This window comes from Paenarthrobacter sp. GQ52, from assembly GCF_059759005.1.
Genome location: NZ_JCAXEJ010000007.1, coordinates 17,812 through 42,631 on the forward strand (window position 1 = coordinate 17,812; position 24,820 = coordinate 42,631).

At 62.8% G+C, this 24,820-nt stretch carries 24 protein-coding genes and 1 pseudogene; 16 read left to right on the plus strand and 9 right to left on the minus strand.

The features are described from left to right. The first annotated feature begins 141 nt into the window (after positions 1-141). Positions 142-444, plus strand: coding sequence for a hypothetical protein (locus AC6CH8_RS11285; protein ID WP_091463474.1), 303 nt, complete (start codon positions 142-144; stop codon positions 442-444). Between the two features lie 62 nt (positions 445-506). Further along, positions 507-2,471, plus strand: a complete 1,965-nt coding sequence (locus tag AC6CH8_RS11290; RefSeq protein WP_498190559.1) for an acyl-CoA dehydrogenase family protein — start codon at positions 507-509, stop codon at positions 2,469-2,471. Positions 2,472-2,475: 4 nt separating this feature from the next. Here the strand turns inward: AC6CH8_RS11290 and AC6CH8_RS11295 are convergent, their stop codons facing one another. Further along, on the minus strand, positions 2,476-2,880 hold the full coding sequence (locus AC6CH8_RS11295) for a YchJ family protein (protein WP_243836606.1): 405 nt from the start codon (positions 2,878-2,880) through the stop codon (positions 2,476-2,478). Positions 2,881-3,068: 188 nt separating this feature from the next. Between AC6CH8_RS11295 and AC6CH8_RS11300 the strand changes: the two genes are divergently transcribed. Further along, entirely contained in the window at positions 3,069-3,905 is an 837-nt protein-coding gene (locus AC6CH8_RS11300) for a hypothetical protein (protein ID WP_498190562.1), read from the plus strand. Between the two features lie 7 nt (positions 3,906-3,912). Here the strand turns inward: AC6CH8_RS11300 and AC6CH8_RS11305 are convergent, their stop codons facing one another. Then, positions 3,913-4,404: a flavin reductase family protein gene (locus AC6CH8_RS11305; RefSeq protein ID WP_091463493.1), complete on the minus strand. Its 492-nt coding sequence runs from the start codon at positions 4,402-4,404 to the stop codon at positions 3,913-3,915. A gap of 251 nt (positions 4,405-4,655) precedes the next feature. Here AC6CH8_RS11305 and AC6CH8_RS11310 point away from each other — a divergent pair. The 5 genes and pseudogenes from AC6CH8_RS11310 to AC6CH8_RS11330 all read left to right on the plus strand — a co-directional run bounded on the left by AC6CH8_RS11310 (position 4,656) and on the right by AC6CH8_RS11330 (position 9,291). Further along, positions 4,656-5,690: pseudogene (locus AC6CH8_RS11310) on the plus strand (aldo/keto reductase). Positions 5,691-5,853: 163 nt separating this feature from the next. Beyond that, complete coding sequence (locus AC6CH8_RS11315) at positions 5,854-6,957, plus strand: sulfite oxidase (RefSeq protein WP_498190563.1); 1,104 nt, start codon at positions 5,854-5,856, stop codon at positions 6,955-6,957. 213 nt (positions 6,958-7,170) lie between these two features. Next, the gene (locus tag AC6CH8_RS11320; RefSeq protein ID WP_018779945.1) at positions 7,171-7,548 is read left to right on the plus strand and encodes an RNA-binding S4 domain-containing protein; all 378 of its coding nucleotides are present in this window, start codon (positions 7,171-7,173) and stop codon (positions 7,546-7,548) included. A gap of 120 nt (positions 7,549-7,668) precedes the next feature. Then, positions 7,669-8,337 (plus strand): DUF6318 family protein, encoded by a 669-nt coding sequence (locus tag AC6CH8_RS11325; RefSeq protein ID WP_498190565.1) that lies wholly within the window; start codon positions 7,669-7,671, stop codon positions 8,335-8,337. A 57-nt stretch (positions 8,338-8,394) separates the two neighbouring features. After that, a complete protein-coding gene (locus AC6CH8_RS11330) occupies positions 8,395-9,291 on the plus strand; it encodes a PKD domain-containing protein (protein WP_498190566.1) in 897 nt (298 codons plus the stop codon). Between the two features lie 189 nt (positions 9,292-9,480). On the opposite strand, the gene AC6CH8_RS11335 is transcribed toward AC6CH8_RS11330, so the two are convergent. The 3 genes from AC6CH8_RS11335 to AC6CH8_RS11345 all read right to left on the minus strand — a co-directional run bounded on the left by AC6CH8_RS11335 (position 9,481) and on the right by AC6CH8_RS11345 (position 11,219). After that, the gene (locus tag AC6CH8_RS11335) at positions 9,481-9,942 is read right to left on the minus strand and encodes a DUF3817 domain-containing protein (protein ID WP_454812077.1); all 462 of its coding nucleotides are present in this window, start codon (positions 9,940-9,942) and stop codon (positions 9,481-9,483) included. 83 nt (positions 9,943-10,025) lie between these two features. Next, a complete protein-coding gene (locus AC6CH8_RS11340) occupies positions 10,026-10,634 on the minus strand; it encodes a hypothetical protein (RefSeq protein WP_498190568.1) in 609 nt (202 codons plus the stop codon). 78 nt (positions 10,635-10,712) lie between these two features. After that, on the minus strand, positions 10,713-11,219 hold the full coding sequence (locus tag AC6CH8_RS11345; RefSeq protein WP_498190570.1) for a hypothetical protein: 507 nt from the start codon (positions 11,217-11,219) through the stop codon (positions 10,713-10,715). 102 nt (positions 11,220-11,321) lie between these two features. On the opposite strand from AC6CH8_RS11345, the gene AC6CH8_RS11350 reads away from it, so the two are divergent. From AC6CH8_RS11350 to AC6CH8_RS11370, 5 genes are all read left to right on the plus strand, one after another. Then, positions 11,322-12,041, plus strand: a complete 720-nt coding sequence (locus tag AC6CH8_RS11350) for a FadR/GntR family transcriptional regulator (protein ID WP_014923019.1) — start codon at positions 11,322-11,324, stop codon at positions 12,039-12,041. After that, positions 12,038-13,063 (plus strand): asparaginase, encoded by a 1,026-nt coding sequence (locus AC6CH8_RS11355; RefSeq protein WP_498190572.1) that lies wholly within the window; start codon positions 12,038-12,040, stop codon positions 13,061-13,063. Before AC6CH8_RS11350 ends, AC6CH8_RS11355 begins: the two co-directional genes overlap by 4 nt. 13 nt (positions 13,064-13,076) lie before the next feature. Then, the gene (aspA, locus tag AC6CH8_RS11360; protein ID WP_498190573.1) at positions 13,077-14,492 is read left to right on the plus strand and encodes an aspartate ammonia-lyase; all 1,416 of its coding nucleotides are present in this window, start codon (positions 13,077-13,079) and stop codon (positions 14,490-14,492) included. 137 nt (positions 14,493-14,629) lie between these two features. Then, positions 14,630-16,138, plus strand: a complete 1,509-nt coding sequence (locus tag AC6CH8_RS11365; RefSeq protein WP_091463511.1) for an amino acid permease — start codon at positions 14,630-14,632, stop codon at positions 16,136-16,138. Positions 16,139-16,344: 206 nt separating this feature from the next. After that, positions 16,345-17,016: a FadR/GntR family transcriptional regulator gene (locus AC6CH8_RS11370; protein WP_420179254.1), complete on the plus strand. Its 672-nt coding sequence runs from the start codon at positions 16,345-16,347 to the stop codon at positions 17,014-17,016. Here the strand turns inward: AC6CH8_RS11370 and AC6CH8_RS11375 are convergent. From AC6CH8_RS11375 to AC6CH8_RS11390, 4 genes are all read right to left on the minus strand, one after another. Beyond that, a complete protein-coding gene (locus AC6CH8_RS11375) occupies positions 17,013-17,882 on the minus strand; it encodes an amidohydrolase family protein (RefSeq protein WP_498190575.1) in 870 nt (289 codons plus the stop codon). The genes AC6CH8_RS11370 and AC6CH8_RS11375 overlap by 4 nt on opposite strands. Next, entirely contained in the window at positions 17,875-18,813 is a 939-nt protein-coding gene (locus tag AC6CH8_RS11380; RefSeq protein ID WP_498190577.1) for an aldo/keto reductase, read from the minus strand. The genes AC6CH8_RS11375 and AC6CH8_RS11380 overlap by 8 nt, the downstream gene beginning before the upstream one ends. A 103-nt stretch (positions 18,814-18,916) precedes the next feature. Further along, entirely contained in the window at positions 18,917-20,209 is a 1,293-nt protein-coding gene (locus tag AC6CH8_RS11385) for an alpha-L-fucosidase (RefSeq protein WP_498190579.1), read from the minus strand. After that, entirely contained in the window at positions 20,206-21,510 is a 1,305-nt protein-coding gene (locus tag AC6CH8_RS11390) for an L-fuconate dehydratase (RefSeq protein WP_498190580.1), read from the minus strand. Before AC6CH8_RS11390 ends, AC6CH8_RS11385 begins: the two co-directional genes overlap by 4 nt. A gap of 140 nt (positions 21,511-21,650) precedes the next feature. Here AC6CH8_RS11390 and AC6CH8_RS11395 point away from each other — a divergent pair, with 140 nt between their 5' ends. The 3 genes from AC6CH8_RS11395 (at position 21,651) to AC6CH8_RS11405 (ending at position 24,767) form a co-directional block, all read left to right on the plus strand. After that, positions 21,651-22,565, plus strand: coding sequence for a fumarylacetoacetate hydrolase family protein (locus tag AC6CH8_RS11395; protein WP_498190581.1), 915 nt, complete (start codon positions 21,651-21,653; stop codon positions 22,563-22,565). Positions 22,566-22,569: 4 nt separating this feature from the next. Then, positions 22,570-23,331, plus strand: coding sequence for an SDR family NAD(P)-dependent oxidoreductase (locus AC6CH8_RS11400; protein ID WP_498190583.1), 762 nt, complete (start codon positions 22,570-22,572; stop codon positions 23,329-23,331). 137 nt (positions 23,332-23,468) lie between these two features. Then, complete coding sequence (locus AC6CH8_RS11405; protein ID WP_498190585.1) at positions 23,469-24,767, plus strand: ATP-binding protein; 1,299 nt, start codon at positions 23,469-23,471, stop codon at positions 24,765-24,767. Positions 24,768-24,820: the final 53 nt, after the last annotated feature.

Sequence of the window (24,820 nt, forward strand, 5' to 3'; positions counted from 1 at the left end):
CCGCCCGGTATGGTTTCGATCCCATATCAACGCCGCCACGACGCGTTTCTGCTCTGGCCGGAAAGTAGTCCCGCCCCTAGTGTCAGAGCATCGACGCAGCCACGCCGCGTCAACCCATGCACCGTCGCCCCGGGGGGAACCATGAATTTCGACTTCACTGCGCTTGATACAGCCACTTACGTATTCATTGGAACGCTGGTTTTCGCTGCAATTCTCGTGGCCTTTATCGCCGCAGCAGCAATGGCAACAATTATTCTTATCGGAGCAGCGGGCATTGCTTGGTACGCCATCAAGGCGGTGCTGGGCGGCCTTGTCCACGGCATTAACTTTGCGTGGGACCGCGTGGTTCACCACGCCGGACAAGTGGAAATTCCTGCCGAATTCCAGCCGCAGGTTTCCCCTAGCACCGGTAGCTACTCGCGGGTAGCATTGAGGGACAGCTGAAGGGTTCGCACCCAAGGCGGACCCTGGCTCCATCCGGCACCACCGGCTAGAGGAGTTACCCCATGACGTCCGCCACTGACAACAGTCTCGCCGCTGCAAGCGTCAATGCCACCGCAGAAGAAGCCCGCGCCGTTGCCGAGGCTGCCCGGGAAACAGAATGGAACCGGCCCAGTTTCGCCAAGGGCCTGTACCTAGGCAGCTTCGACCTCAGCCTGATACACCCATGGCCGCAAGCCAGACCTGACGATGTCCAGCGGGGCGAGGAGTTCATGGCCCGCTTGGTGACATTCGCCAAAACCATGTCCGGCCGCGTCATCGAGCACGACGCCAAAATTCCCGACGAATACCTGAAAGGGCTCGCGGACCTGGGTGTATTCGGCATGAAGATTCCACGCGCATATGGCGGATTGGGCTTGTCCCTGGTCTATTACGGCCGCGCCCTTGCCCTGCTGGGGTCGGTACATCCGAGCCTCGGCGCCCTCATTTCCGCCCACCAATCCATTGGTGTTCCGGAACCCGTAAAAGAATTTGGCACCTCTGAGCAGAAGCAGGAATACCTGCCGCGCTGCGCCGCCGGCGCCATTACCGCGTTCCTCCTGACAGAGCCCGACGTCGGCAGCGACCCCGCGCGCATGGGCGCCACTGCAGTGCTATCCGACGACGGCGAGTCTTACCTTTTGGACGGCGTGAAACTGTGGACCACTAACGGCGTGATCGCCGAACTCGTGGTGGTCATGGCCAGGGTGCCTTCACACACCGATGCTGACGGCACCGAGCATAAGGGCGGTATCTCCGCTTTCGTGGTGGAAATGGACTCCCCCGGCATCACCGTGGAGAACCGCAACGCCTTCATGGGCCTGCGCGGAATCGAGAATGGGGTGACGCGCTTCCACCAGGTTCGCGTCCCTGCGGCCAACAGGCTCGGCCGCGAAGGGCAGGGTCTCAAGATCGCCCTCACTACGCTTAATACCGGACGGCTCTCCATCCCTGGCCTGTGCGTCGCCGCCGGAAAGTGGAGCCTGAAAATCTCCCGCGAATGGTCCAACGCACGGACCCAGTGGGGGCGACCGGTGGGCAAACACGAGGCCGTAGGCAAAAAGATCGCCTTCATCGCCGCCACCACTTTCGCGTTGGAGGCAGTGTTTGAACTTTCCGCCGAAATGGCTGACGCCGGCCAAAAGGACGTTCGTATCGAAGCCGCGCTGGCCAAGCTGTGGTCCACGGAACTGAGCTGCCGGATCGCTGACGAACTCGTGCAGATCCGCGGCGGCCGGGGCTTTGAAACAGCCGAGTCCCTGGAGGCCCGCGGCGAACGGGCAGTACCGGCCGAGCAACTCCTCCGGGACCTCCGCATCAACCGGATCTTCGAAGGCTCCAGCGAAATCATGAAGCTCCTGATTGCCCGCGAAGCCGTGGATGCCCACCTTGCCGCCGCGGGCGACCTTGCCTCTGCGGATGCGAGCCTGCAGGACAAGGCGAGGGCCGCCGTCGGAGCCTCCGGCTTCTACGCGAAATGGCTCCCGAAACTCGTAGCCGGCGCCGGGATGGATCCGCGGTCCTATGCGGAGTTCGGGCGTTTGGGCAAGCAACTGCGCTTCGTTGAAAGGTCCTCGCGTCGGCTTGCCCGGCAAACCTTTTATGGCATGGGCAGGTGGCAGGCCAAGCTTGAGCACAAGCAGGCGTTCCTGGGCAGGATCGTGGACATCGGCGCTGAGCTGTTCGCCATGGCCGCATGCTGTTCACGCGCCGAAATGCTGCTCCGGACCCACCCCGAACAGGGCGCTGCCGCGTACGAGCTGGCCGAGGCATTCTGCGAGCAGGCACGCGTGCGGGTGGACGAATACTTCGATCAGCTGTGGAGGAATACTGACGACGGCGATCACGACCTTTCGCGCAAGGTCCTCGCCGGCGACTACGCCTGGTTGGAGGCCGGCGTCCTGGACCAGTCCGAGGGAACCGGCCCTTGGATCGGCGATGCCTCGCCGGGTGCCTCAACCAAGGAGAACCTGCACCGCAGCTACCGGTGAGCCATTAGCGAACGTCCCCGTCCACGTAGAACCAGCGCTTCCCTTCCCGCACGAAGCGGCTGATTTCGCGCTGGACGCCGCGTTCGCCGTCGAGCCTGTAATGGGCAGCGAACTCCACGGTGCCCGACGTATCCAAGGGGCCACCATTCGTTGCGGAAACGATGTCCAGCCTGCGCCACTCCATGTCTGGATCGAGGTCCATGGACGCTGGACGGGTGGAGGCATGCCAGGTGCGCAGGAGGTAGCCGGCATCAAGGACGACGAAGGCCGCATACCTGGAGCGCATGAGTTGCCCGGCCGTGGGCGCGTCGGCCTCTCCGCGGTGGAAACGTCCGCAGCAATCGACGTACTGCTCACCGGAGAGACACGGGCAAGCGCCATTGCGGAGTCGGGCTGAATCAGGGGTCACGAGGTCCCAATCTGAGGCTGAAAATGAGAGCTGGGCAACATATTTTCCCACGCCGTATAACAGCTTTGAAACAACCCCGCCGGAGTGTGGGGCGGGGCGTGATTCCGTCGGTGCTGGACCTTAGGCTTGTATATGCAAGCTGGGTGGGCAATGGGCGCATCACAAAACGACGGCCAGGGGAGGCTAACGTGGAGGATCCGACAACACTCGCCATCAATCTGACGTACTTGGGCACACTGGGACTCGCGGTCCTGATGTTCCTGGGGCTCGGGTTGATCATCATCATCACTCTGGTGGTCGCCGGAATTGGACGGCTCCTGTCGATCATCCTCTTGGCGATGGTGGGGATTTTCCCCAAGAAGGACCACACTCCCATCGTTCACCTTCCCCAGCATCCGGCGCATGTGCCTGATCCCGTGGCTGCCGACGATTCCGCGCCTTCCGCACCGGAGCCTGCTTTGGTGCCCACATCTGCACCTGCTGCAGTTTCCGTGCCCGCCTCAGCTGCCGCGCCCAAGCGCGACCTCATGGGAGACGTTCGACGGCGGCTATCGGGCGCGTCTTCCGCGCTCAAGGAAGGCGCGTGGAAGGCAAAAGTCGACCCCCGCAACCTGCCGAAACCGGCCGAGGTGAAATCGGTGGTGGAACGCCAGGCCGCCCACCATCCCATAGTCGTTGCAGCCGCCAAGGAACCGCCTGTGCTCGCAAAGGACTGGGCGGATGCTGTGGCCGAAGCAGACGAACGCGCTGCGGCGCGAGCCAAAGCCCAACAGCCGCCCGCCATCAAGGTGACTGTCCGCGACCTTGACGACCCCACGCCGTCGCCCAATGGCAAAAGTCCGGCTCCCAAGCGTCCGGACTTCCCGCTCAAGAGGCCGGACAACGGCTCCGCGCAGCCCGGTGATACCAAAGGCCCCGGATCAAGCAACGGAGCCAAGAAACCAGGCCCGAACACTTCCAAGAGTGGAAAGTCGCCGAGCCCGATTCGAAAAGGTTCGCTCAGCGGCGCCAGCCGCAACTCCTAGCTGACGCCTACGCTGCCAGCTGCCGGAACGTCGCACCGTGGTAGATCAAGGGCTTGGACTCGAGGTTGATGGTGGTCGCTTTTACCTCGAGAACCACAATCGCGTGATCACCGGCCGGCGTCTCGGAGATGACTTCGCATTCGAAACCCAGCACTGCGCCGTCGATCAGCACTGCACCTGAGTCGCTCACGCTGGTGTCCAGTCCGGCGAAACGGTCGCGCGTCTTGGACGCCAGTTGGAGGGCCGCCGCTTCCTGACCTTCGGCGAGAACCGAAACTCCCAGGCGCTGGGCCTGGCGGAGCTTCGGCCAGGTGGTGGAGGAGTTTTGCACTGCGAACATCACCAACGGCGGTTCCAGCGAAACACCAACCGTGAAGGACGACGCCACCAGGGCTTCCGGCGTGAAATCCACCATCGCGCTGAACGCGGCAACTCCGGACGGAAACTGCGCAAATGCTGCCTTGATGGCCGCCGTTTCTTCCACTGTGGTCTGTGTCATTCCGCTGTCCCCTATCGTGCGTAGCCTGAGTTCCTTTCCATAATTCACCTGCTGGGGGCAACGGCAATATTTGTTGATTCGAAAGACATTTGTGTTGCCGCATGTCAAGAAATGTCGCGAAGTAAGGCCGCTTCCATTACCTCCCAAGACGAAAAACGAAGAACTTCTACCATTTGCGTTTATGCCTCCGGCGGCCGTGTGTAGCCTCGATTGAACATCCCACCAGCACCGTCCCACCACAGGAAGCCGACATGAGCCTCAACGAGCTACGAACGCTTGGACGCACTGGCGCCCTGATCAGCCCCCTCACTCTGGGCACCTTGAACTTCGGCACCGGTGCCGCACCCACGGGTCCAGCGGAGAGCATCCGCATCATTAAGGCCGCCCTTGACGCCGGTATCACCAGCGTTGACACCGCTGACATCTACTCGCAGGGCGAGGCCGAGACTGTGGTTGGCCAGGCCATCCACAGCCGCCGCGACGACGTTTTCCTCGCCACCAAGTTCCATGGCCAGATGGGCTCCAACCCTGCGCACGCGGGAAACTCGCGCCGTTGGATTGTCCGAGCTGTGGAGGACAGCTTGCGGCGGCTGAACACGGACAGGATCGACCTTTACCAAGCGCACCGCCCGGACTACAACACCGACCTGTTGGAAACCATCACAGCCCTCAACGACCTCATCCGGCAGGGCAAGATCTTGTACTACGGCACGTCCGTGTTCAGCCCCGCCCAGCTTGTGGAGGCATAGTGGATCGCCAACACCAACCACCTGACGCCGCCCGTGGTGGACCAGGTTCCGTATTCGCTCCTGGTGCGAGCCAACGAACGGGACGTTTTCCCCATCACCCAGCAGTACGGCGTCGGCGTTTTGAGTTATGGACCGCTCGACGGCGGGTGGCTTGCTGGCGGTTATCGCGTCGGCGGCGGCCAGCCGGAAAGTTCACGATCGGCCGCGGTCCCGGGCCGCTTCGATGTCCATGCACCCTTTAACCAAAGCAAACTTCACGCGGCGGATGCCCTCGCGCAGCTTGCAGCCCGCCACGGGTTGACCCTTATCCAGCTTGCCGTGGGCTTCGCCCTCAACCACCCGGCAGTCACCAGCGTGGTCATCGGGCCGCGAACCGAGGACCACCTCACCGACTATTTGAAGGCCGCAGATGTGGTGCTCAGCGAGGCGATCCTCGACGAAATCGACGACATCGTTGCCCCGGCCGTGAACTTCCTGGAGCGCGATGCCGGCACGGTCGCGCCACACCTTGAGTACCCGGAATTGCGACGCCGGTAGCCCCCTTGCGTTGTGAGGCCCGCTTTGCGCGCTATGTGCTCGCTTTTGGGCGCAGAGCAGGCCTCACAACGAGCTATTGACGGGGTTCGCCCGCGGCGTGATCCTTGACCTAGGTGCTGCGGCACTCCGCAGCGTTTAGATTCCAGTAGAACGCCGCCGTCCTATGTCCAAACACCATGTCAAGCAAAGAGCAACGAAAGCCGCCAACCCTGGTCAGCCGACCCAAGGTCCGCTGACCCACGAAGAACTGCAGCTCTCCGGGCGAAATCACTCCATGCCACTTGAGGCCCTGCACGACGACATCACGCCGGCCGGCCTTCACTACCTGCTGATCCACTTCGATATCCCGCACGTTTCCGCGGAGACATGGCGACTACGCCTGGGTGGCGCCGTTAATCGGAGTCTCGAGTTGAGTCTTGAGGACATCAAAGCCCGGCCCGCCGTCACCATGCCTGTCACCCTTGAATGCGCAGGCAACGGCCGATCCCTTCTGCAACCTCGTCCCGTCAGCCAACCGTGGGTTCTGGGTGCCGTGGGCACAGCCGAGTGGACCGGCACCCCGTTGGCGCCCTTGCTGGAGGAAGCAGGTTTGGCGAGTGACGCCGTCGAACTTGTTTTTACCGGCGCCGACAACGGCATCCAAGGTGGCGTCGAAGAGCCTTATGCACGCAGCCTTTCAGTGGCAGAAGCGATGCATCCCGAAGTCATGCTTGTCTACGCCATGAACGGCAACCCTTTGCCCATCCAGCACGGGTTCCCGCTCAGGCTGCTGGTTCCGGGATGGTACGGCATGGCGAGTGTGAAGTGGTTGACGTCGATCGAGGCCGTGAAGTCGCGGTTCATGGGGTTCCAGCAGGCCGTCGCTTACCACTACCTTCAAGGTCCTGACGGCCCAGGCATACCCGTGAGCCATATTCGCGTCCGCTCCCTCATGATTCCGCCGGGAATCCCGGACTTCTACACCCGGCGGCGCGTGGTGGACGCCGGTCCCGTGATGCTGCACGGGCGCGCATGGTCCGGGCACGGCGAGGTGGAGCGCGTTGAGGTAGGAATCGACGGCGAATGGATGCCGGCGCACCTGGAACCGGCGCTGGGCGACTTTGCTTGGCGTTCGTGGTCCATGGTGTGGGTCGCGAGCCCCGGCGAGCACGTGCTGAGGTGCCGTGCGATGGATTCGTCGGGTGCGCTGCAGCCCACCGAGCAGGTGTGGAACTACCAGGGCATCGGGAACAACATGGCGCAGGTAGTCGAGGTGACGGTGCGGTAGGTTCTTTCGGTTCCGGCCTCCGGCGACGCCCGGCCCGGCACGGCCCGGCCCGGCCCGCCGAGATCGCTGGAACGCTGGCCCCGCCTCGCCGAGATCGCCGGAACGCTGCGTGATCGCCGGAGCGTTCCGGCGTGTTCGGTGGCTTCCCCGTGTACGCGCACGTTTCCGGCGGCCTCGCGGCTCTTGCGAGGCCCGGTTAGACTCTTCCCAACCATGAGTATCCCGTCATCATCCCCGGCAAATGTCCGCGTCGACGCCTGGCTTTGGGCGATCCGCGCCTACAAGACCCGCTCGGCCGCCACCGCTGCCTGCCGTGCCGGGCACATCCGCATCAACGGAAACCCTGTCAAGGCGTCGCAGAGCGTGATCATCGGCGACACCATCCGGGTCCGCGAGTCCGGCTGGGAACGGATCCTCGAAGTCCGGCGACTCATCGCCAAGCGCGTGGGTGCCGAAGCCGCTTCCCACTGCTTCACCGACCACACTCCCCCGCGTCCCGTTGCTCCAAAGCTCGGTCTCCCCCAGCGTGACCGCGGCGCGGGTCGGCCCACCAAGAAGGACCGCCGGGATATGGAGAAGCTTCGGGGGTAGTGGTTTTGGATGAGCCGCCATAGGCACTTATCCACAGGCCGCATTTTCTGACATGAATGGTTACCCGTCCCCCGCCTAGACTGACCGGCACACCGCCAAACAGCTGCTGGGGAGCCTGTCATGTCACGCCATTCGTTTGCCTATTTTCCGTCTCTTCACGTCCGAACGGCGGTTTTGGCTCTGACCGCTGCGCTGCTTCTGAGCAGTTGTCAGGGCGGCTCGGCGCCTGGCGGCCCACCTTCAGAAACAAGTTCGACGACGGCGTCGCCCACCGCGAGCGTTTCGGTTCCCTCGGCTTCGGCTACTCCGTCAGCGCCTCCTGTCTACAAGCCTGCCGACGCGAAGGGGAAGGCGGAGAACGTGCCCGTTCCGGTGATGCCGGAGCTGGCGAAGGAGAACTCGGAGGCGGGGCTGGAGGCGTTTATTGGGTACTGGTACGCCCAGTTGAGCTACAGCTACGAGACCGGGCAGACTGAGCAACTGACGCCACTTAGTAGGTCGACGTGCGCCTTATGCACGTCCCTGCGTAGAGGAGTCGAGAGCGGTTGGCAAGAGGGGCGATGGATCGCCGGGGCCACAATCAGATCGACGAGCGTTGAGGCTGACTTTGATCCGACAGTGTCCACCCAAGTCGCCGCAGTGCAGGTCATCCAGGAACCGATCGAAATTCGGACGCCAGATGGATCGCTTTATCAAGAGCCGACAGCCGCAACGAACTCGGCAAGTAGGGCAGCGCTGACGTTCGAGGATCAGCGTTGGTTACTGATCGACCTTGGTCTTCTCCGCTAGCCGGTGCAGAATCCCAAGCGTATCGCTGCCGCTCTGTTAGCCTCCACCTTCATTTTGATGTCCATCCATTGCGGTATAGCCGTTGCCAAGGACCCAAAGATAGACATCGGATACGTCGATAACGGGCTGAAACTGACGGGAACCCAGTGGATCAGGGACCCTGCCACCGGCAGTTTTACACCGTTTGTTGAAGGCAGCACTGCAGGTTCGGAGGATCCAAATCAGTACATGGCTGACGTGCACTGCCGATCAGGTGGAACGGACACTCCCGATAGGGGTTGCCTCACGATGGAATGCCCGGCCAAGACACCGGGAGGCGAAGAAGGCACACCTGCCATCTGGCGACAGGCACCAAAGTCCATCACCAATCCCACATGGACCGACTACCCAGCCGTCAGCGGCCCCACCTGCCTCTACGACCCCGAGCCCGAAAACGTCCTGGCCAACATCGCGGCCAGGATCCTGACCGACTTCCGACAACTTCCCGTCAACCCTGGAAGCCTCGAAGCCCAGCCCTTCCCCCACACCCTCAAAGGCGGACCCACCAACTTCTACGCCACCACGGGAGAACAAGGCTTCGACGTCACCATCCTCGGCCAAACAGTCCACCTGACCGCCACACCCGCCAACTACACCTACACCTTCGGCGACGGCACCGCCCTCGGACCAACACCCGCCGCCGGATACTCCATCGCCGAAGCCGAATGGCTCACCAACGAGACCCGCACCAGCCACACCTACACAGACACCGGCAACTACCAAGCCACCCTCACAACCAGCTTCACCGGCACCTACTCCGTCAACAACGGACCACCACTACCCATCAACGGAACCCTGGACATCACCACACCCGCAAAAACCATCCAAGTCTGGAAAACAGAAAAAGCACTAGTCGCCGACACCTGCCAGGAAAACCCCAACTCCTGGGGCTGCCCCGGCGCGGAGAGCAGATAGACGGACGGCGCCACGTACCGCCACCACCCACTTTGATCGCCGCATCCTGGCGACACACCAAAAAGACGGTGCCTCGAGACCACCCACGATTCAAAGTGGGTGGTTGCGGCCCATGGAGTCAGGGATCCTTGGCCTTAAGTGAAGAAAAGCATCAGTTTCTAAGAACTGATGCTTTTCGCCTGCTGAAGCCTAGGAGAACCAGGTACCTGGAGGACCCATGAACAGCAGGAAGCTAAACACTGCGCCCACGGCAACCAAAGTCACCACAACAGCAAGAATCGGGTTACGCAGGACCCAAGCCTGGGCCTTCTCGAAGCCGCCTTGGGGCGAATCTCCCCCAGCGGCCAAGCGCCAATCACCGGCGAGGAGGCCGCGGCGGTCCAGCGACTTCTCCATGGGGATGGTGGCATAGGGGATCACTGCTGAAGCGATGGCAAGCAGGCCGGTGCGGGTTGTCCACTTCTGGTTGATCCACGTGAACGCGGCCGTCGCGGCGTAGCAAAGGAACACGAACCCGTGGATGCCTCCGGCGATGCTCACACCAACGTCTGTGGTTCGCGTGACGTACTTAAGGAACAGTCCGATCAATAGCATCGTCCATGTCACGGCCTCGGCAAAAGCAACGGTACGGAACAAAGTGCGGGGCTGCATGGAAGTCCTCAGGTAGAAAACGGGAGACACATCATATTTTACCGGCTGTAGAACTTCTCGCGCGTCAATCAGTGCAACCGCAGTCACCCTGGAGAAGGGAGCGCCTCCCGGTTGCGGATCCGAGAGTCGCCGAATTCCAAGGCCACAGGTGCGATCTCCATCGCAGGCTCGTGCCTGGTCCGGGCTTTGCCGACTGCGATGTGCGGCAACCATCGGGGTGACTTGTAACCAAGTGCGGGCGAGCTCAGGATGAAGTCGTCGATGTTGTCGAGGCCGAGGTCGTCAAGAAGTACGTGCAGCCCTTGCACCAAGAGTGACTGGTAGTCGTGAACCTCCTGTGGCACGTCCACTTCGAGCCCCATGAGGCGTCCGCCGCCCAAGGGGATCAGTTTGTCCGACTTCCCCAAAAAGCCCTGCAGTACCGGCAACTCCGTCAACCAACTGGAGATCTCGGGGAGCACTTTCTCAGGAGGCGACAACCCCTTGGTCCAAGCAACGATGTCCCGTCCCAGCTCGTCGAGAATCCCAATATGCAGCAATGTCATGTGCAGCCCTTGCGGCTTGCGAAGGGAGTCGACAAAGCGGTTGAGACCCTCATAGTCCGAGGATCCGGAACCGACGCGTACGACGGGCACCTCCACAGTGATGCGGGATCCATGAGGTTTGCTTCCAAGGGAGACAAGGTCTGTCATGGGTGCCATTATGCGCCGGAATCCAGGCCAGCGGCAGGCCGACGGCGCAAGCTGAGTACCGCCGTCGTACGTTATGCACTACTTCTTGGAGCGGGCCTGAACCAGGTTGGCGAACGGAAGACGACCAAAGGCGGCAACAAAGTCAGCGTGGTAGGCGGCCTCGGCGGCGTTTACTTCGGAGGCGGGGAGTTCCTTCCATGCAACGATCAGGTCAAGGGCGTCGCGGAGTTGCCAGATGAGCCGGGCGTCCCAGACGACGGTGGGTCGTCCACGGCCGTAATCCATGAACTCTTGGAGCTGCTTGCGGAGCCCCCTATTGCCTTGGCTCCCTGCGCTGGCTTTGCCGATGTACAGCACAGAAGCATCGGGAATCCATTCGGACTCCAGGTCTTCACGTTTGAGGTTGGGGTCCTTCTTCTTGAACGTGCCGGCAGTGCTCTTGCTGAGGAATGAGGGCTCGAAATCCGCGGGACGGAGGATTGCGAAGATCCCCGGTCCTTGGGGAATCCTCATGGGATCAAGTTCGTCGAGCGGCCGGAATCCGGTGAACCCGTCCTCAGTGAGTGACTTTTTGGTGAAGAGCATGCTCCATTGTGCGGGCCGCCCCTGATAGGCCCAAAGACGCCAAAGCCTGAAGCAAACCTTTCAGCGTTGACAGGCACTTGTGACCCGTGCCATATTCGAAACGTGAACCTGTCAGACAGCCGGACAGCCGGACAGCAAGGACCCCAGGGTGGGCATACGCCTATCTCACGCATTTCCGCAGCTGAAGCGGTCTTTGCGGCACTGCGACGCGCCATCGAGGGCGGCCAGTTCGATATCGGCACCAAGCTGAGCTCCGAAGCGACGCTGGCAGGCCAGTATGGCGTAAGCCGTTCAGTCATCAGGGAAGCGTTGAGGTCCTGCAACACCTTGGGCCTTACCGTAACCAAGACCGGCAAAGGCACATTCATTGTGGCCAACAAGGTTGCTAATGACCTTACCTTGGGTCAGTACAGTGCGCGTGATCTTAACGAAGCCCGCCCGCACATCGAGATCCCGGCTGCCGGCCTCGCGGCCCAAAGAAGGACAGAGGAAGAGCTGGAGCACCTCAAGGACATCGTCCAGGAGATGCTCACGGAGAACGATCCCGAAGCCTGGGTGAACCTGGACGCCAGCTTCCACTCAGCCGTGGCCCGTGCCAGCGGAAACCGGGTGTTTGCCAGCGTCGTCTCGGATATACGTGAAGCCCTGGCCCACCAGTCCGAAACCTTGAACCTCGTGGCAGACCGGCAACACCGCTCTGACGAGGAACACGTCGCCGTGCTCAACGCAATCGAAGCCGGCGACTCCGAAGCCGCAAGCAAAGCGATGGCCGCCCACCTGCAGGCCGTCAGCGTGGCGCTGGACACGATCCTCAGCAAATGACACACCCAAAGGACACTGCCACCATGCCCGCCCCCGAAGCACCGGCCCAGGCCCACGCGAAAAAAGCGCCGAACCACGTCCCGCTCGTAGAGGTAACCCGCGACGGCCTGGTCGAAAGCATCCACTACGGCTCGCTGATCGCCCTCAGCGCAGATGGCAGCACCGCAATCCAAGCCGGCGAACCGGATGCCCCCATGTACCCGCGCTCCAGCCTGAAGCCGCTGCAGGCTGTTGCTCTGCTCAAGGCCGGTTTGGACATCCCCCAGGACCTCCTGGCGCTGACCGCTGCCAGCCACTCCGGCGCGCAGATGCACCGCGATGGTGCCGCCGAGATCCTGAAGCTGCACGGCCTCACCGAAGCGGCCCTGGGTAACAGCACGGACCTCCCTTACGGCGTCGCTGAACGTGAAGAGTGGCTACGCCAAGGCAACAGCCCCACCCAAATTGCGCAGAACTGCTCCGGCAAGCACGCTTCCATGACCGCAGTTTGCGTCATCAACGGCTGGCCTGTGGAGGGGTACTTGCATCCCGAGCACCCGCTTCAGGTCCTGGTCCGCGACACCATCACGGAACTGACCGGCGAGGAAGCTGCCGCAGTCAGCACTGACGGCTGCGGCACTCCGCTGTTCGCCCACTCGCTTCACGGTATGGCGCGCGCTTATGGCCGCATCGCCGCTGCCGACGAAAGCACCGACGAGGGCAAGGTTGCCCACGCCATGCGCCGCTACCCGCAGATGGTGGCCGGCGAAGGCCGCGACGTCACCGCGCTCATGCGGGCGGTCCCGGGACTCCTCGCGAAGGACGGCTTTGAGGGACTCCAGCTTGTCGGCCTCCCGAACGGCACCGGCGTGGCAGTGAAGATTTCCGACGGCGGCGATCGCGCCCGCATGCCCGTCACCGTTGAGGTCCTCCGCAAGTTGGGCGTCGACGGCGGCAGCTTGGACACGCTTCAGAGCCCACCCGTGCTGGGCGGCGGCCTTCCGGTCGGCGAGCTCCGCGCAGCCCAAATTTTCAGCAACTAAACCAAGGACAGCTATGACCACCGTCGATCAGGCGATCCCCCTCCGTTCCGAACACGACCTTTTGGGCGACCGCGATGTACCCGCGGATGCCTACTGGGGCGTCCACACCCTCCGCGCCATGGAGAACTTCCCCATCACCGGGCAGCCGCTCTCCACCAACAAGCACCTCGTCAGGGGTCTGGCCGCTGTGAAGCAGGCTGCGGCCCGCACCAACCACGAGCTTGGCCTGCTGGATGCCGAGAAGGCGGATGCCATTGTGCAGGCTTGCCAGGACATCATGGACGGCATGCTCCACGAGCAGTTCATGGTGGACGTGATCCAGGGCGGCGCCGGCACCAGTTCCAACATGAACGCCAACGAGGTCATCGCCAACCGTGCGCTTGAGATCCTGGGCCACCCCAAGGGCCACTACTCCAAGCTGCACCCGAATGACCACGTGAACCTGAGCCAGTCCACCAACGACGTCTACCCGACGGCGGTGAACCTCGCCACGATCTTCTCCGTGAAAGAACTCCTGGAAGCGCTCGAAGAACTTGAGCTGGCCTTCGCTGAGAAGGGCCGGGAGTTCCGGACCGTGGTGAAGATGGGACGCACGCAGCTGCAGGACGCTGTTCCCATGACCCTCGGCCAGGAGTTTGGCGGTTACGCCGTGACCATCGGCGAGGACCGGGCCCGCCTGGACGAGTCCCACATGCTGATCCACGAGATCAACCTTGGTGCCACGGCTATTGGCACCGGCTTGAACGCCCCCGCCGGCTACGCCGAAGCTGTCTGCCGCCACCTGGCCGAAATCACCGGACTTCCCCTCCTCACTGCCGCTGACCTCATCGAGGCAACGCAGGATGTGGGCGCGTTTGTTCACCTGTCCGGGGTGCTGAAGCGCGTGGCAGTGAAACTCTCCAAGATTTGTAACGACCTCCGCCTGCTGTCCTCCGGACCGCGTGCGGGTTTGGGCGAGATCAACCTTCCGGCCGTGCAGTCCGGTTCGTCGATCATGCCCGGCAAGATCAATCCGGTGATCCCGGAAGTGGTCAGCCAGGTGGCTTACGAAGTCATCGGCAATGATGTCACCGTCACCATGGCCGCGGAGGCCGGCCAGCTTCAGCTGAACGCCTTCGAACCGATCATTGTGCACAGCCTGCACAAGAGCATCTCCCACCTGGAAGCAGCGTGCCGCACCCTTACGGCGCGCTGCGTCCGGGGCATCACTGCAAACACCGAACGGCTACGGCTTACCGTGGAGCAGTCGATCGGTCTCGTCACGGCATTGAACCCCCATATCGGTTACGCCTCCGCCACCGCCATCGCCCAGGAAGCGCTGGCAACGGGCAAGGGCGTAGCGGAACTCGTGTTGGAGCACGGTCTCCTGACCGCCGCCCAGCTTGAGGAACTGCTTAGCCCCGAACGTCTGGCAAATCTCAGCAAATAGGCCGCAACTGGCCTGAAAACGCGCCACCCAGTCGTCCCGCCCATGAGGCACACCCACACGAGGCTTTGTTCTGCGTGCCCGGATCCCCGACCGGACGCGCCCAGGACACCCCCAACAGGACACCCCTAAGGATTCCAATGACCAATCCCATCACGGACCACACGGTCCCGGCCCAAGCGCACGCCAGCGAGAAAGCCCTCCACAAGGAGGACTCCGGCTACCACAAGGACCTCAAGCCCCGCCAGATCCAGATGATCGCGATCGGCGGCGCAATCGGCACCGGACTGTTTCTGGGCGCCGGCGGTCGACTCAACGCAGCCGGCCCCTCCCTCGTTATCGCCTACGCAATCTGTGGCTTCTTCGCTTTCTTGATCCTCCGCGCACTCGGTGAACTGGTTCTGCACCGCCCGTCGTCGGGATCCTTCGTTTCCTACGCCCGTGAGTTCTACGGCGAAAAGGCAGCCTTCGTTTCGGGCTGGTTCTACTGGATCAACTGGGCCACCACCACCATCGTGGACATCACCGCAGCGGCGCTCTATATGGAGTTCTTCGGCAAATACGTCGCCTGGATAGGTGCCGTTCCGCAGTGGGCGTGGGCGCTCATTGCGCTGGTTGTAGTGCTGTGCCTCAACCTGGTCTCCGTGAAGGTCTTCGGTGAAATGGAGTTCTGGTTCGCGCTGATCAAGGTGGCAGCACTGGTGGCCTTCCTCCTGGTGGGCACATACTTCGTCATCTTCGGTACCCCGGTGGAGGGCCAGGAAGTCGGCTTCAGCCTCATCGCAGACAACGGCGGGGTCTTCCCCAACGGTGTCCTCCCCATGATCATCCTCATGCAGGGTGTGCTCTTCGCTTACGCATCGATTGAACTCATCGGCACCGCAGCCGGCGAAACTGCCAACCCTGAGAAGATCATGCCCAAGGCCATCAACTCCGTTGTCATCCGCATCGCCCTCTTCTACGTTGGCTCCGTGATTCTGCTGGCTCTCCTCTTGCCGTACACCTCTTACGAGAAGGGCGTCAGCCCGTTCGTGACGTTCTTCGGTTCCATCGGTGTGGAGGGTGTGGACGTCATCATGAACCTCGTGGTGCTCACTGCAGCACTGTCTTCCCTGAACGCCGGGCTCTACTCCACCGGCCGCATCCTCCGTTCCATGTCGGTGGCCGGCTCGGCCCCGAAGTTCGCCCAGCGCATGAACAAGGCAGGCGTCCCCTACGGTGGCATCGCCATCACCGCCGGCGTTTCCCTCCTGGGAGTTCCGCTCAACTACCTCGTTCCGGCCGACGCTTTCGAGATCGTCCTGAACGTCGCTTCCGTGGGCATCATCGTCACCTGGGCCACCATCGTCCTGTGCCAGATGCAACTCAAACGCTGGGCCGACAAGGGATGGCTGAAGCGCCCGTCCTTCCGGATGTTTGGCGCCCCCTACACAGGTTGGTTGTCCTTGATCTTCCTGGCGGCCGTGCTGATCATGGTGTTCATCGAGTCCCCGTTGACCATGCTGGTCACCGCGATTGCCTGCGGACTAATGGTCTGGGGCTGGTTCCTGTGCCGCAAGCAAATTCATGAGCTTGCCGCCACCCGCGACGGTTACACCGGCAGCGCTCCGGTGATTGCCAACCGCCCGCTGCCCGGCGGCGACAAGTAGGCATCAAGTAACAAACCGCTAAATCACGACGGCGGCACCCGGGTTCCGTAACAATCGGAACCCAGGTGCCGCCGTCGTCGGTTAATGCCCCCAAGTAGGTCGCAGTTAAGCGCGTTTACAAGGCTCAAAACGCGCTTAACTGCGACTCAGTTGGGTGAGGACGCGGCGGAGACAGACATCCGATCATTCGTGGCTACTATTGGTCCATGGCTGTCACAGACGAGGCGATCAGCAAGATCAAAGACATGCTGATCCGCGGCGAACTCAAGGCCGGCGATCGACTCCCGCCGGAAAAGGAACTGAGCGAACGGCTCGGTCTTTCCCGGAGTTCGTTGCGCGAGGCCGTGAAAGCCCTCGAGTTGATCCGCGTGCTGGATGTACGCCGTGGTGATGGCACCTACGTGACCAGCCTCGATGCGAAGCTGCTCAACGAAGCCGTGGCCTTTGTGGTGGACCTGCACCAGGACCGGTCCATCCTGGAACTCTTTGAGGTCCGACGAATCCTGGAGCCGGCCACGGCACACTTGGCGGCGGGCAAAATCACGCCGGACGAACTCCTTGCCCTGAGAAACACAATGGAGGGCATAGACGAGAACACTGACGTCGAGGAGCTCGTGGCCCATGACCTGGAGTTCCACAGCATCATCACCGAGGCTGCCGGAAATGATTACCTGGGGAGCCTCCTGGAAGCCCTGTCCAGCAGCACGGTGCGAGCCCGGATCTGGCGTGGCCTGACGCAGGAAAAAGCTGTGGCGCACACCCTGGCCGAGCACCAAGCCATCGCCGATGCCTTGGAGCGGGGCGACGCAGAACTGGTGCGGGCCCTTGTCACCGTGCATATCAGCGGCGTCGAGAACTGGCTGCGGCAGGCGCTCTAACCTTCGGCGATAGGGGTGACCGCCAGGCCGTAGGTCCGAATGGCCGTCTCCTCAAGCACCAGGTCCTGCTCCGAGGGACTCAATGTAGACACGAGTTCCAGCAGGACATCGAGCGTGCGGCCATAGGGGGTGCCCAAGGTACTCACTGGCCAGTCGCAGCCGATCATCAAACGCTCCGGCCCGAAAGCCTCCAACGCTGACTCGAACAGAGGTCGCAACGCGTCCGGGGTGTATTCAACGCCAGGCAAATGCAGTCCGGACAGCTTCGCCACCGAGTTCGGCTCCCGCCCGAGCGCCCGGAAATCGGCGCTCCACGAATCCATGAGCTCAGGATCAGCCAGCGGCGGCTTACCCAGGTGGTCCAACACAACCGTCAGTTCCGGCATCTCGCGGGCCAACCGAACCGCGGACCCCAGATGCCGGGGGAATGCGTCCGGGATGTCGAAGGTGAGCCCGCGCCGAGCCACCAACGCCAGTGACTCCCTAACAGCGGGAAGATCCAAAAAGTCACCCCTGGGATCGTCATGCACCAAGTGCCGCACTCCTTTGAAGGCGGGATGCGCTGTGAAGCGATGCAACTGTTCCTCAGCTTCCGCGGGCGCGTCCAAGCTAATCCAGCCCACTACTCCGAGCACCCAGGAATTTCGCGCGGCGACGGCCAACATGCTCCCGGTGTCGTCAACGGTGTCGTCAGCCTGCACCAGGACGGCTCCCCTCACCCCGGCAGCGTCCAACGTCTCACGCGCCTCGTCCTCGCTAAAGCTGCGGAAGAGCGCACCGTGTTGCGGTCCAAGCCACGGATAGTGGCGCACACCGCCGGTGACGAAGGTATCCAGGGTCCACAGGTGCAGGTGCGAATCAATCATGCCTGGCCGCCTCCAACGCGTTCCAGAGTTCTTCCGGCACGGTTGCCTCCATTCGGGCAGCGTTCACGGTCACCTGTTCAGGGGAAGTCGCCCCTGCTGTCACGTTCACGACGGCCGGGTGCCGCAAAGGAAACTGGAGCGCCGCCGTCGGAAGTTCAACGTCGAAGTCCCGGCAGAGGGCCGCGAGCGCACGCGCACGCTCCAACACATCCGGCGGTGCTTGATGGTAGTTGTAGTGCGCGTTTTCCGGAACGTCGGGTCGGGCCAGGAGGCCCGAGTTGTAGGCGCCCACGCTTACGACGCCGGTGCTTCGCTCCACACAGCGGTCAAGCAGCGGGACGCTGGGCTGCTCAAGCAGGGTGTAGCGGCCGGCGAGCATCACAAGATCGAGATCGGCGGCTTCAATACATTCCAAGGCTGCCTCGGCTGAGTTGATGCCCACACCGATTGCCCGGACCACTCCCTCGGAGCGCAGCTTCTCGAGTGCAGGGAGGCCTTGGGAGATTCCGGCCTGAAGATCGTGGACGTCGGCATCGTGCAGGTATGCGATATCCACATGGCCCAAGCCGAGCCGCTCCAAGGAATCCTCGATGCTGTGCCGGATGCCTGTTTCGGAGAAATCCCACACGCGCCGTGACGTCGCGGGGACGTCGAAGCCTTCCGGGTCCTGGCCGCCACTGGGATTGGGTTGGAGTAGCCTGCCCACCTTGGTGGAGATGACGAATTCGTCCCGGGGTTTATCACGGAGGACGGCGCCCAATCTCTGCTCGGAGAGGCCAAGGCCGTAATGGGGTGCGGTGTCGAAGTAGCGGATGCCCGCGTCCCATGCAGCCAGCACGGTGGCGAGCGCCTCCCCGTCCGGGATCGCCCGGTAAAGGTTCCCGATGCCCGCTCCACCGAAGCCCAGTTTGCCCAGTTCAAGTGAGTTCATGGCAGCTCCCATACCTTCTGGATACCCGCATCCTCCCCCGAGTAATCGTCCTGGACCTCCAAAAGTTCAACCATTCCTGAGCTTCGCATGCAGGGCGATGGTTTCAACCATTCACGGCCTCGGGCGTCAGGAACAGTTCCAGCACCGGGACGGCAACGTTCGGCCGCTGGACAGGCAGCTTGATGGTCAAGGTGCCGGGCGGTTGGCCTGCCTGGGTCATATTCATGGCCTGTTGCCCGGGGTCTACCTCTTTGGCGAACACCTCGGACGCGTCGTTCAGCAACTGCGCGTATTCGACCTTCCCGGCGAGGTCCGGGAGGTGCACGTACTCGAACGGCCAGGCGAACAAGTGAACATAGAGCCTGTCTCCACGCTGCGTGTACCGGGCGTCCGCCGGTGCCGTGAACCGGGAAGCCCCCGTCCCGTAGATGGCGCGGGAGTGCAGCTTCATCCACTCGCCGATGCCCTTCAAGGACGTCACCGCCCGCGGATCGAGGTTTCCCCTACCCGTGGGGCCAACGTTGAGCAGCAGGTTGCCGCCCTTGGACACCCCGTCCACGAGCATCCGAATGAGTAGGTCCACGGATTTGTAGTTCAGGTTGTCCCTGTCATAACCCCAACTACCGTTGAGGGTCTGGCAGGCCTCCCAGGTGACGGGTTCGCCGTCGACCATCATGGGGCCGGCGGGCTGGTACTGCTCCGGAGTGACAAAGTCGCCGGGGATCTCCAACCGGTCATTCACCACAATGCCGGGCTGCAGTTCCCGCACCATGGCGAGCAACGCCTCCGAATCCCAGTCTTTCCGGCCCTTGCCGCCCCAGAAGTCTTCTTCGTGCCCACCTGTGTAGGAGAAGTCGAAGAACAGGTAATCGATGGTGCCGTAGTTGCTCAGGAGTTCACGCACCTGGCCGTGCAGGTACTCGCGGTAGCGTGTCATGTCGCGTCCGGCGTTCAAACTCTCGACGTCGGCTGCGTTACGTTGCGGGTGTACGCCGTCCACGGTGAAGTCGGGGTGGTGCCAGTCGATGAGCGAGTGATAGAAGCCGACCTTCAGCCCCTCGGCCCGAAGTGCTTCCACATAAGGCGCTATCAGGTCGCGGCCGGCGGGCGTGTTGGTGGCTTTGTAATCCGTCAGCGCCGAGTCCCACAGGCAGAAGCCGTCATGGTGCTTGGTGGTGAGGACCACGTACTTCATCCCGGCGCCCTTTGCGGCGCGTGCCCATTCAAGGGGATCGTAGAGGTCCGGGTCAAAGCGGCGGAAGTACTTGGAGTACTCCTCCACAGTGATTTCTTCCTGGTTCATCACCCACTCGTGCCGGGCAGGCAGGGCGTAGATGCCCCAGTGAACGAACATCCCAAAACGTGCCTCTTCAAACCAAGGTGCGTGCTGGATCAACGGGATTCCTTCCATACGGGGCCGTTCGGAAAGCTGTACGCGGCCAGTGTTTCACTGAGCATTTCGTTTCCTGCACCAGGATCCGACGGCGGCCAATACGCGCCGTCGTGGACGTCCACGGATGTGATGAAGTGTTCATGGAGGTGGTCCACGAACTCGATGGTCCTGTTCTCCTTGGTCCCGGACACCGCAACGAAGTCGAACATGGACAGGTGCTGCACGGCTTCACACAGACCCACACCACCGGCATGCGGACAAACCCTCACACCGAACTTGGCAGCGAGAAGGAGGATGGCGATGTTCTCATTCACTCCCGCTACCCGGGCCGCGTCAATCTGCAGGACCTGAAGCGAGCCGGCCTGGAGCATCTGCTTGAACACCACCCGGTTCTGGACGTGTTCGCCGGTGGCCACAGGGATGGGCGCCACTCCACGGGCGATGGCAGCATGGCCCAGGATGTCGTCCGGGCTGGTGGGTTCCTCAATCCAGGCGATGTCGTAGGGGGCAAGGTGGGCCATCCAGTCGATGGCTTCCTGCACATCCCAGCGTTGGTTGGCATCCACCGCGATCCTGACGTCGGGACCAACGGCAGCACGGGCGGCCCGCACGCGGCGGATGTCGTCCTCCAGGGACGCCCCCACCTTGAGCTTGATCTGGGCAAATCCGTCCGCCACGGCTTCCTTGGCCAGCCGCGTCAGTTTCTCGTCGCTGTAACCCAGCCAGCCCGGCGTCGTGGTGTACGCGGGGTAGCCCTCGGCGCGGAGTGCCTCTTTGCGCGCTTCCCGACCAGGCTCGGCGGCACGGAGGATTTCCAGGGCTTCGTCCGGGGTGAGCGCATCCGTGAGGTAGCGGAAGTCGACGAGTGCTACGAGCTCATCGGGCGTCATGCCGGCGAGCAATTCCCAGAGGGGCAGCCCTGCGCGTTTGGCCTTCAAATCCCAAAGTGCATTGACGACGGCGCCGATAGCCATGTGCATGACGCCTTTCTCGGGACCCAGCCACCGGAGCTGCGAGTCATGGGCCAGCAGTTTCCACGTGGCCCCCATGTCAGCCAGCAGGTCCTCAACCGTGCGGCCAAGAACGTGCCCACGGAGGGCCTCGATCGCCGCCGTCTCCACCTCGTTCCCCCGCCCGATGGTGAACACAAAGCCGTGACCCTCATGCCCGTCCCCGGCATCCGTGCGGATGATCAGGTACGCGGCCGAATAGTCCGGGTCCGGATTCATGGCATCCGAGCCGTCCAGTTCAAGGGATGTTGGAAAGCGGATATCGAACGTATCCATTGCGGTGATGGTGCTCATGCGGCTCCTGAAGTGCGTCACGATTCTCCACCGAGACTAAACATCCGATGTCTGCCTTGTCAATGGGTCACATTTCCGTATTATGGGTGAAAACACCACACTAGAGCTCGGATGTTAGTCCCGAACGCACGGAGGAAGCCATGACCTTGAAATTCGCCAGGCTGGGTACGGCCGGAAACGAACAACCGGCCGTCATCGCCCAGGACGCCGACGGCACCGAGAAGTACTTCAGCCTTACGGCCCTGACCAACGACATCGACGGCGGTTTCCTCGCCTCGGACGGCATTGATCGCACCCGGGAAGCCCTGGACAAAGGGAAGCTCCCCGAAATCTCACCGGAAGGCCTGCGCATCGGCGCACCCGTTGCCCGCCCCGGCGCCGTGGTGGCCATCGGACTCAACTACACCGCGCACGCCGCCGAATCCGGTGCTACGCCGCCCGAGGTTCCCGTGGTGTTCCTCAAGCCGACCAACACTATCGCCGGGCCGTTCGACGCAGCCCCCATCCCGCCGTCGTCGGAAAAGTACGACTGGGAAGTGGAACTGGCAATCGTGATCGGCAAGGAAGCGTCATACCTTTCCTCCACTTCTGAAGCCGAAGCATGCATCGCCGGTTATGCCGTGGCCAACGATCTCTCCGAGCGCGAGTACCAGATCCCCGGCGCTGCGGGACAGTGGACCAAGGGCAAGTCCCTCCCCGGCTCAACTCCCCTGGGTCCGTGGCTGGTTCCGGCCTCGGACATCGATGCCGGCAACCTTCGCCTACAGACTTTGGTCAATGGCGAAGGCCGGCAAGACTCCAATACCTCGGACATGATCTTCGGCCCCGCCACGATCGTCCACCACCTCAGCCAGTACATGGTCCTGGAGCCGGGCGACGTGATCATCACGGGCACTCCCGAGGGCGTGGCACTTTCCGGCAGATTCCCGTTCATCCAGCCTGGGGACGTGGTGGAGTTGGAGATTGAGGGACTGGGCCGCCAACGGCAGGAGTACTTCCCCGCGCAGGCCGGCGCTCACCACGGCTCACCCGCTCCCGCCCACATCAACGCCTAGGGCCATGGCAACCCGAGTGGGGAACGATTTCGAAGGCCTCACGGCACTCGTCACCGGCGGCGCCTCCGGAATCGGGGCAGCGATCGCCGACCGTCTCGCCGCCGGCGGTGCGGAGGTGGCGGTCCTGGACCTCGCCCCGGAAACCAGCCCGCACTTCGGCGTGCAGTGCAATGTGGCCGATGACGCCTCCGTGCGCGCCGCCGTCGAGCACGTTGTGCAGCAGTTCGGCCGCCTGGACATCGTCATCAACAACGCCGGCATCGGCGCACAGGGCGACATTTCCGCGAACGACGACGACGAGTGGTTGCGTGTCCTCAACGTCAATGTGGTGGGAATCGCCCGTGTCAGCCGGGCAGCCTTGCCATACCTGCGTGAGTCTCCGGCGGCCGCGATCGTTAACACCTGTTCCATTGCCGCGACTGCCGGGCTTCCTAAGCGTGCCCTGTACTCGGCGTCGAAGGGCGCGGTCTTGTCCTTGACGCTCGCCATGGCGGCAGACCACGTCCGCGAGGGGATCCGTGTGAACTGCGTGAACCCCGGCACCGTGGACACTCCCTGGGTTGGCCGGTTGCTCGATTCAGCTGCTGACCCTGCCGCTGAGCGCGACGCCCTGAACGCCCGCCAACCGCACGGGCGGATGGTCGACCCAGCTGAGGTAGCCGGCGCCGTCGCTTACCTGGCGAGCCCGCTATCGGGGTCGACGTCGGGGACTTCGCTGGCGGTCGACGGCGGCATGCAGGGATTGCGGCTGCGTCCGGTCGACTAGGGGGTACTTCAGTAGGGCGGACCAGACGTAGGGTTTCGTAACGCAACGGACCCGCAACCTCCTGTAGCGGTGCTTCGCCTATGCTCAACTCCAAGAGATCAACGGCGACTCACTTAGCAGACTCAGGAGATACAGCCATGAGCAACTGGCGCATCAGGGACTTCCATTCGTCCGATTTGGACGGCATCCTGCACCTCTGGGAGTCACTCAAAGCCGATGGCGTGGAGCCCGTGTACGCGTTGTCCGAGGTACTGGCATCCTGCGAGAAGGACCACGCCGTGGTGGCCGTCCAAGGTGACCAGGTGGTGGGCGCCGCCGTCGGACGCGCCGCCCATGACCAAGGCTGGATCGTTTTCCTGGCCACCCTGACGGAGTTCCGCGGCCGCGGCATCGGCACCTCGCTGCTATCCGCCGTCGAGAACCGCATGGCCCCGCACGGCCTCAACAAACTCTCCGCGCTCATGCCGGAGACCGAAACACGTGTCGAGGCATTCCTGGGACGCGGGTTCGTGGTCAAGAAAAACCTGCGCTACTTCGAGCGGACCATACCCGTGCAGCGGCAGGAGCTGGGCGCATTGGGGCTGCTGGGCGGGCGGATCCTTGCCCGGGACCTGTGGGAGAACGTGGCCGGCATGCGCCGCGAGAAGGAGTTGCTGGAGCGGCGGCTGGTTTTGCCCTTGGCTGAGGCCGACCTCGCCGACGAATACGGCGTTGTCCCGCCCCGGGCAGTAGTTCTTTTCGGCCCTCCGGGCACCGGCAAAACCACCTTCGCCAAAGCCATAGCATCCCGGCTTGAGTGGCCGTTCGTGGAAGTCTTCCCGTCCCGTCTGGCCGCGGACCCCAAGGGCCTGGCCGGCGCACTACGCGAGACGTTCCTGGAAATCGCCGAGCTGGAACACGCCGTGGTATTCATCGACGAAGTGGAGGAAATCGCGTCGCAGCGCGCCGGTGATCCGCCGTCGCCGCTGCAGGGAGTCACCAACGAACTCCTCAAGATCATCCCGGCTTTCCGCGAACAACCCGGCCGACTGCTGGTCTGTGCCACCAACTTCATCCGTGCCCTGGACACCGCCTTCCTGCGCCACGGCCGGTTCGACTACGTCATCCCCATCGGGCTCCCCGACGTTCACGCCCGTGAAGCCATGTGGCAGCGATTCATCCCCGCCACCGTGGTGGATTCGGTCGATATCGCCCAGCTGGTTGAGCGCACCGAGGGGTTCTCCCCCGCGGACATCGAGTTCGCTGCCCGCAGCGCCTCCCAGCGGGCCCTGGAAAAAGCAGTGTACGACGACGGCGACTCCGGTCTTGCTTCCAACGGACGTAAAGGGCCGGTCACCCAGGACTACCTCGACGCGATCGGTGATACCCGGACCACCGTCAGCGCCGAAGTTCACCAGGACTTCCTGGAAGACATCGACGTGTTGGGGCGCGTGTAGGGCTGCATTTTCCTCGAGTTCGCCGGAACGCTGCGGACTCGCTGGAACATTCA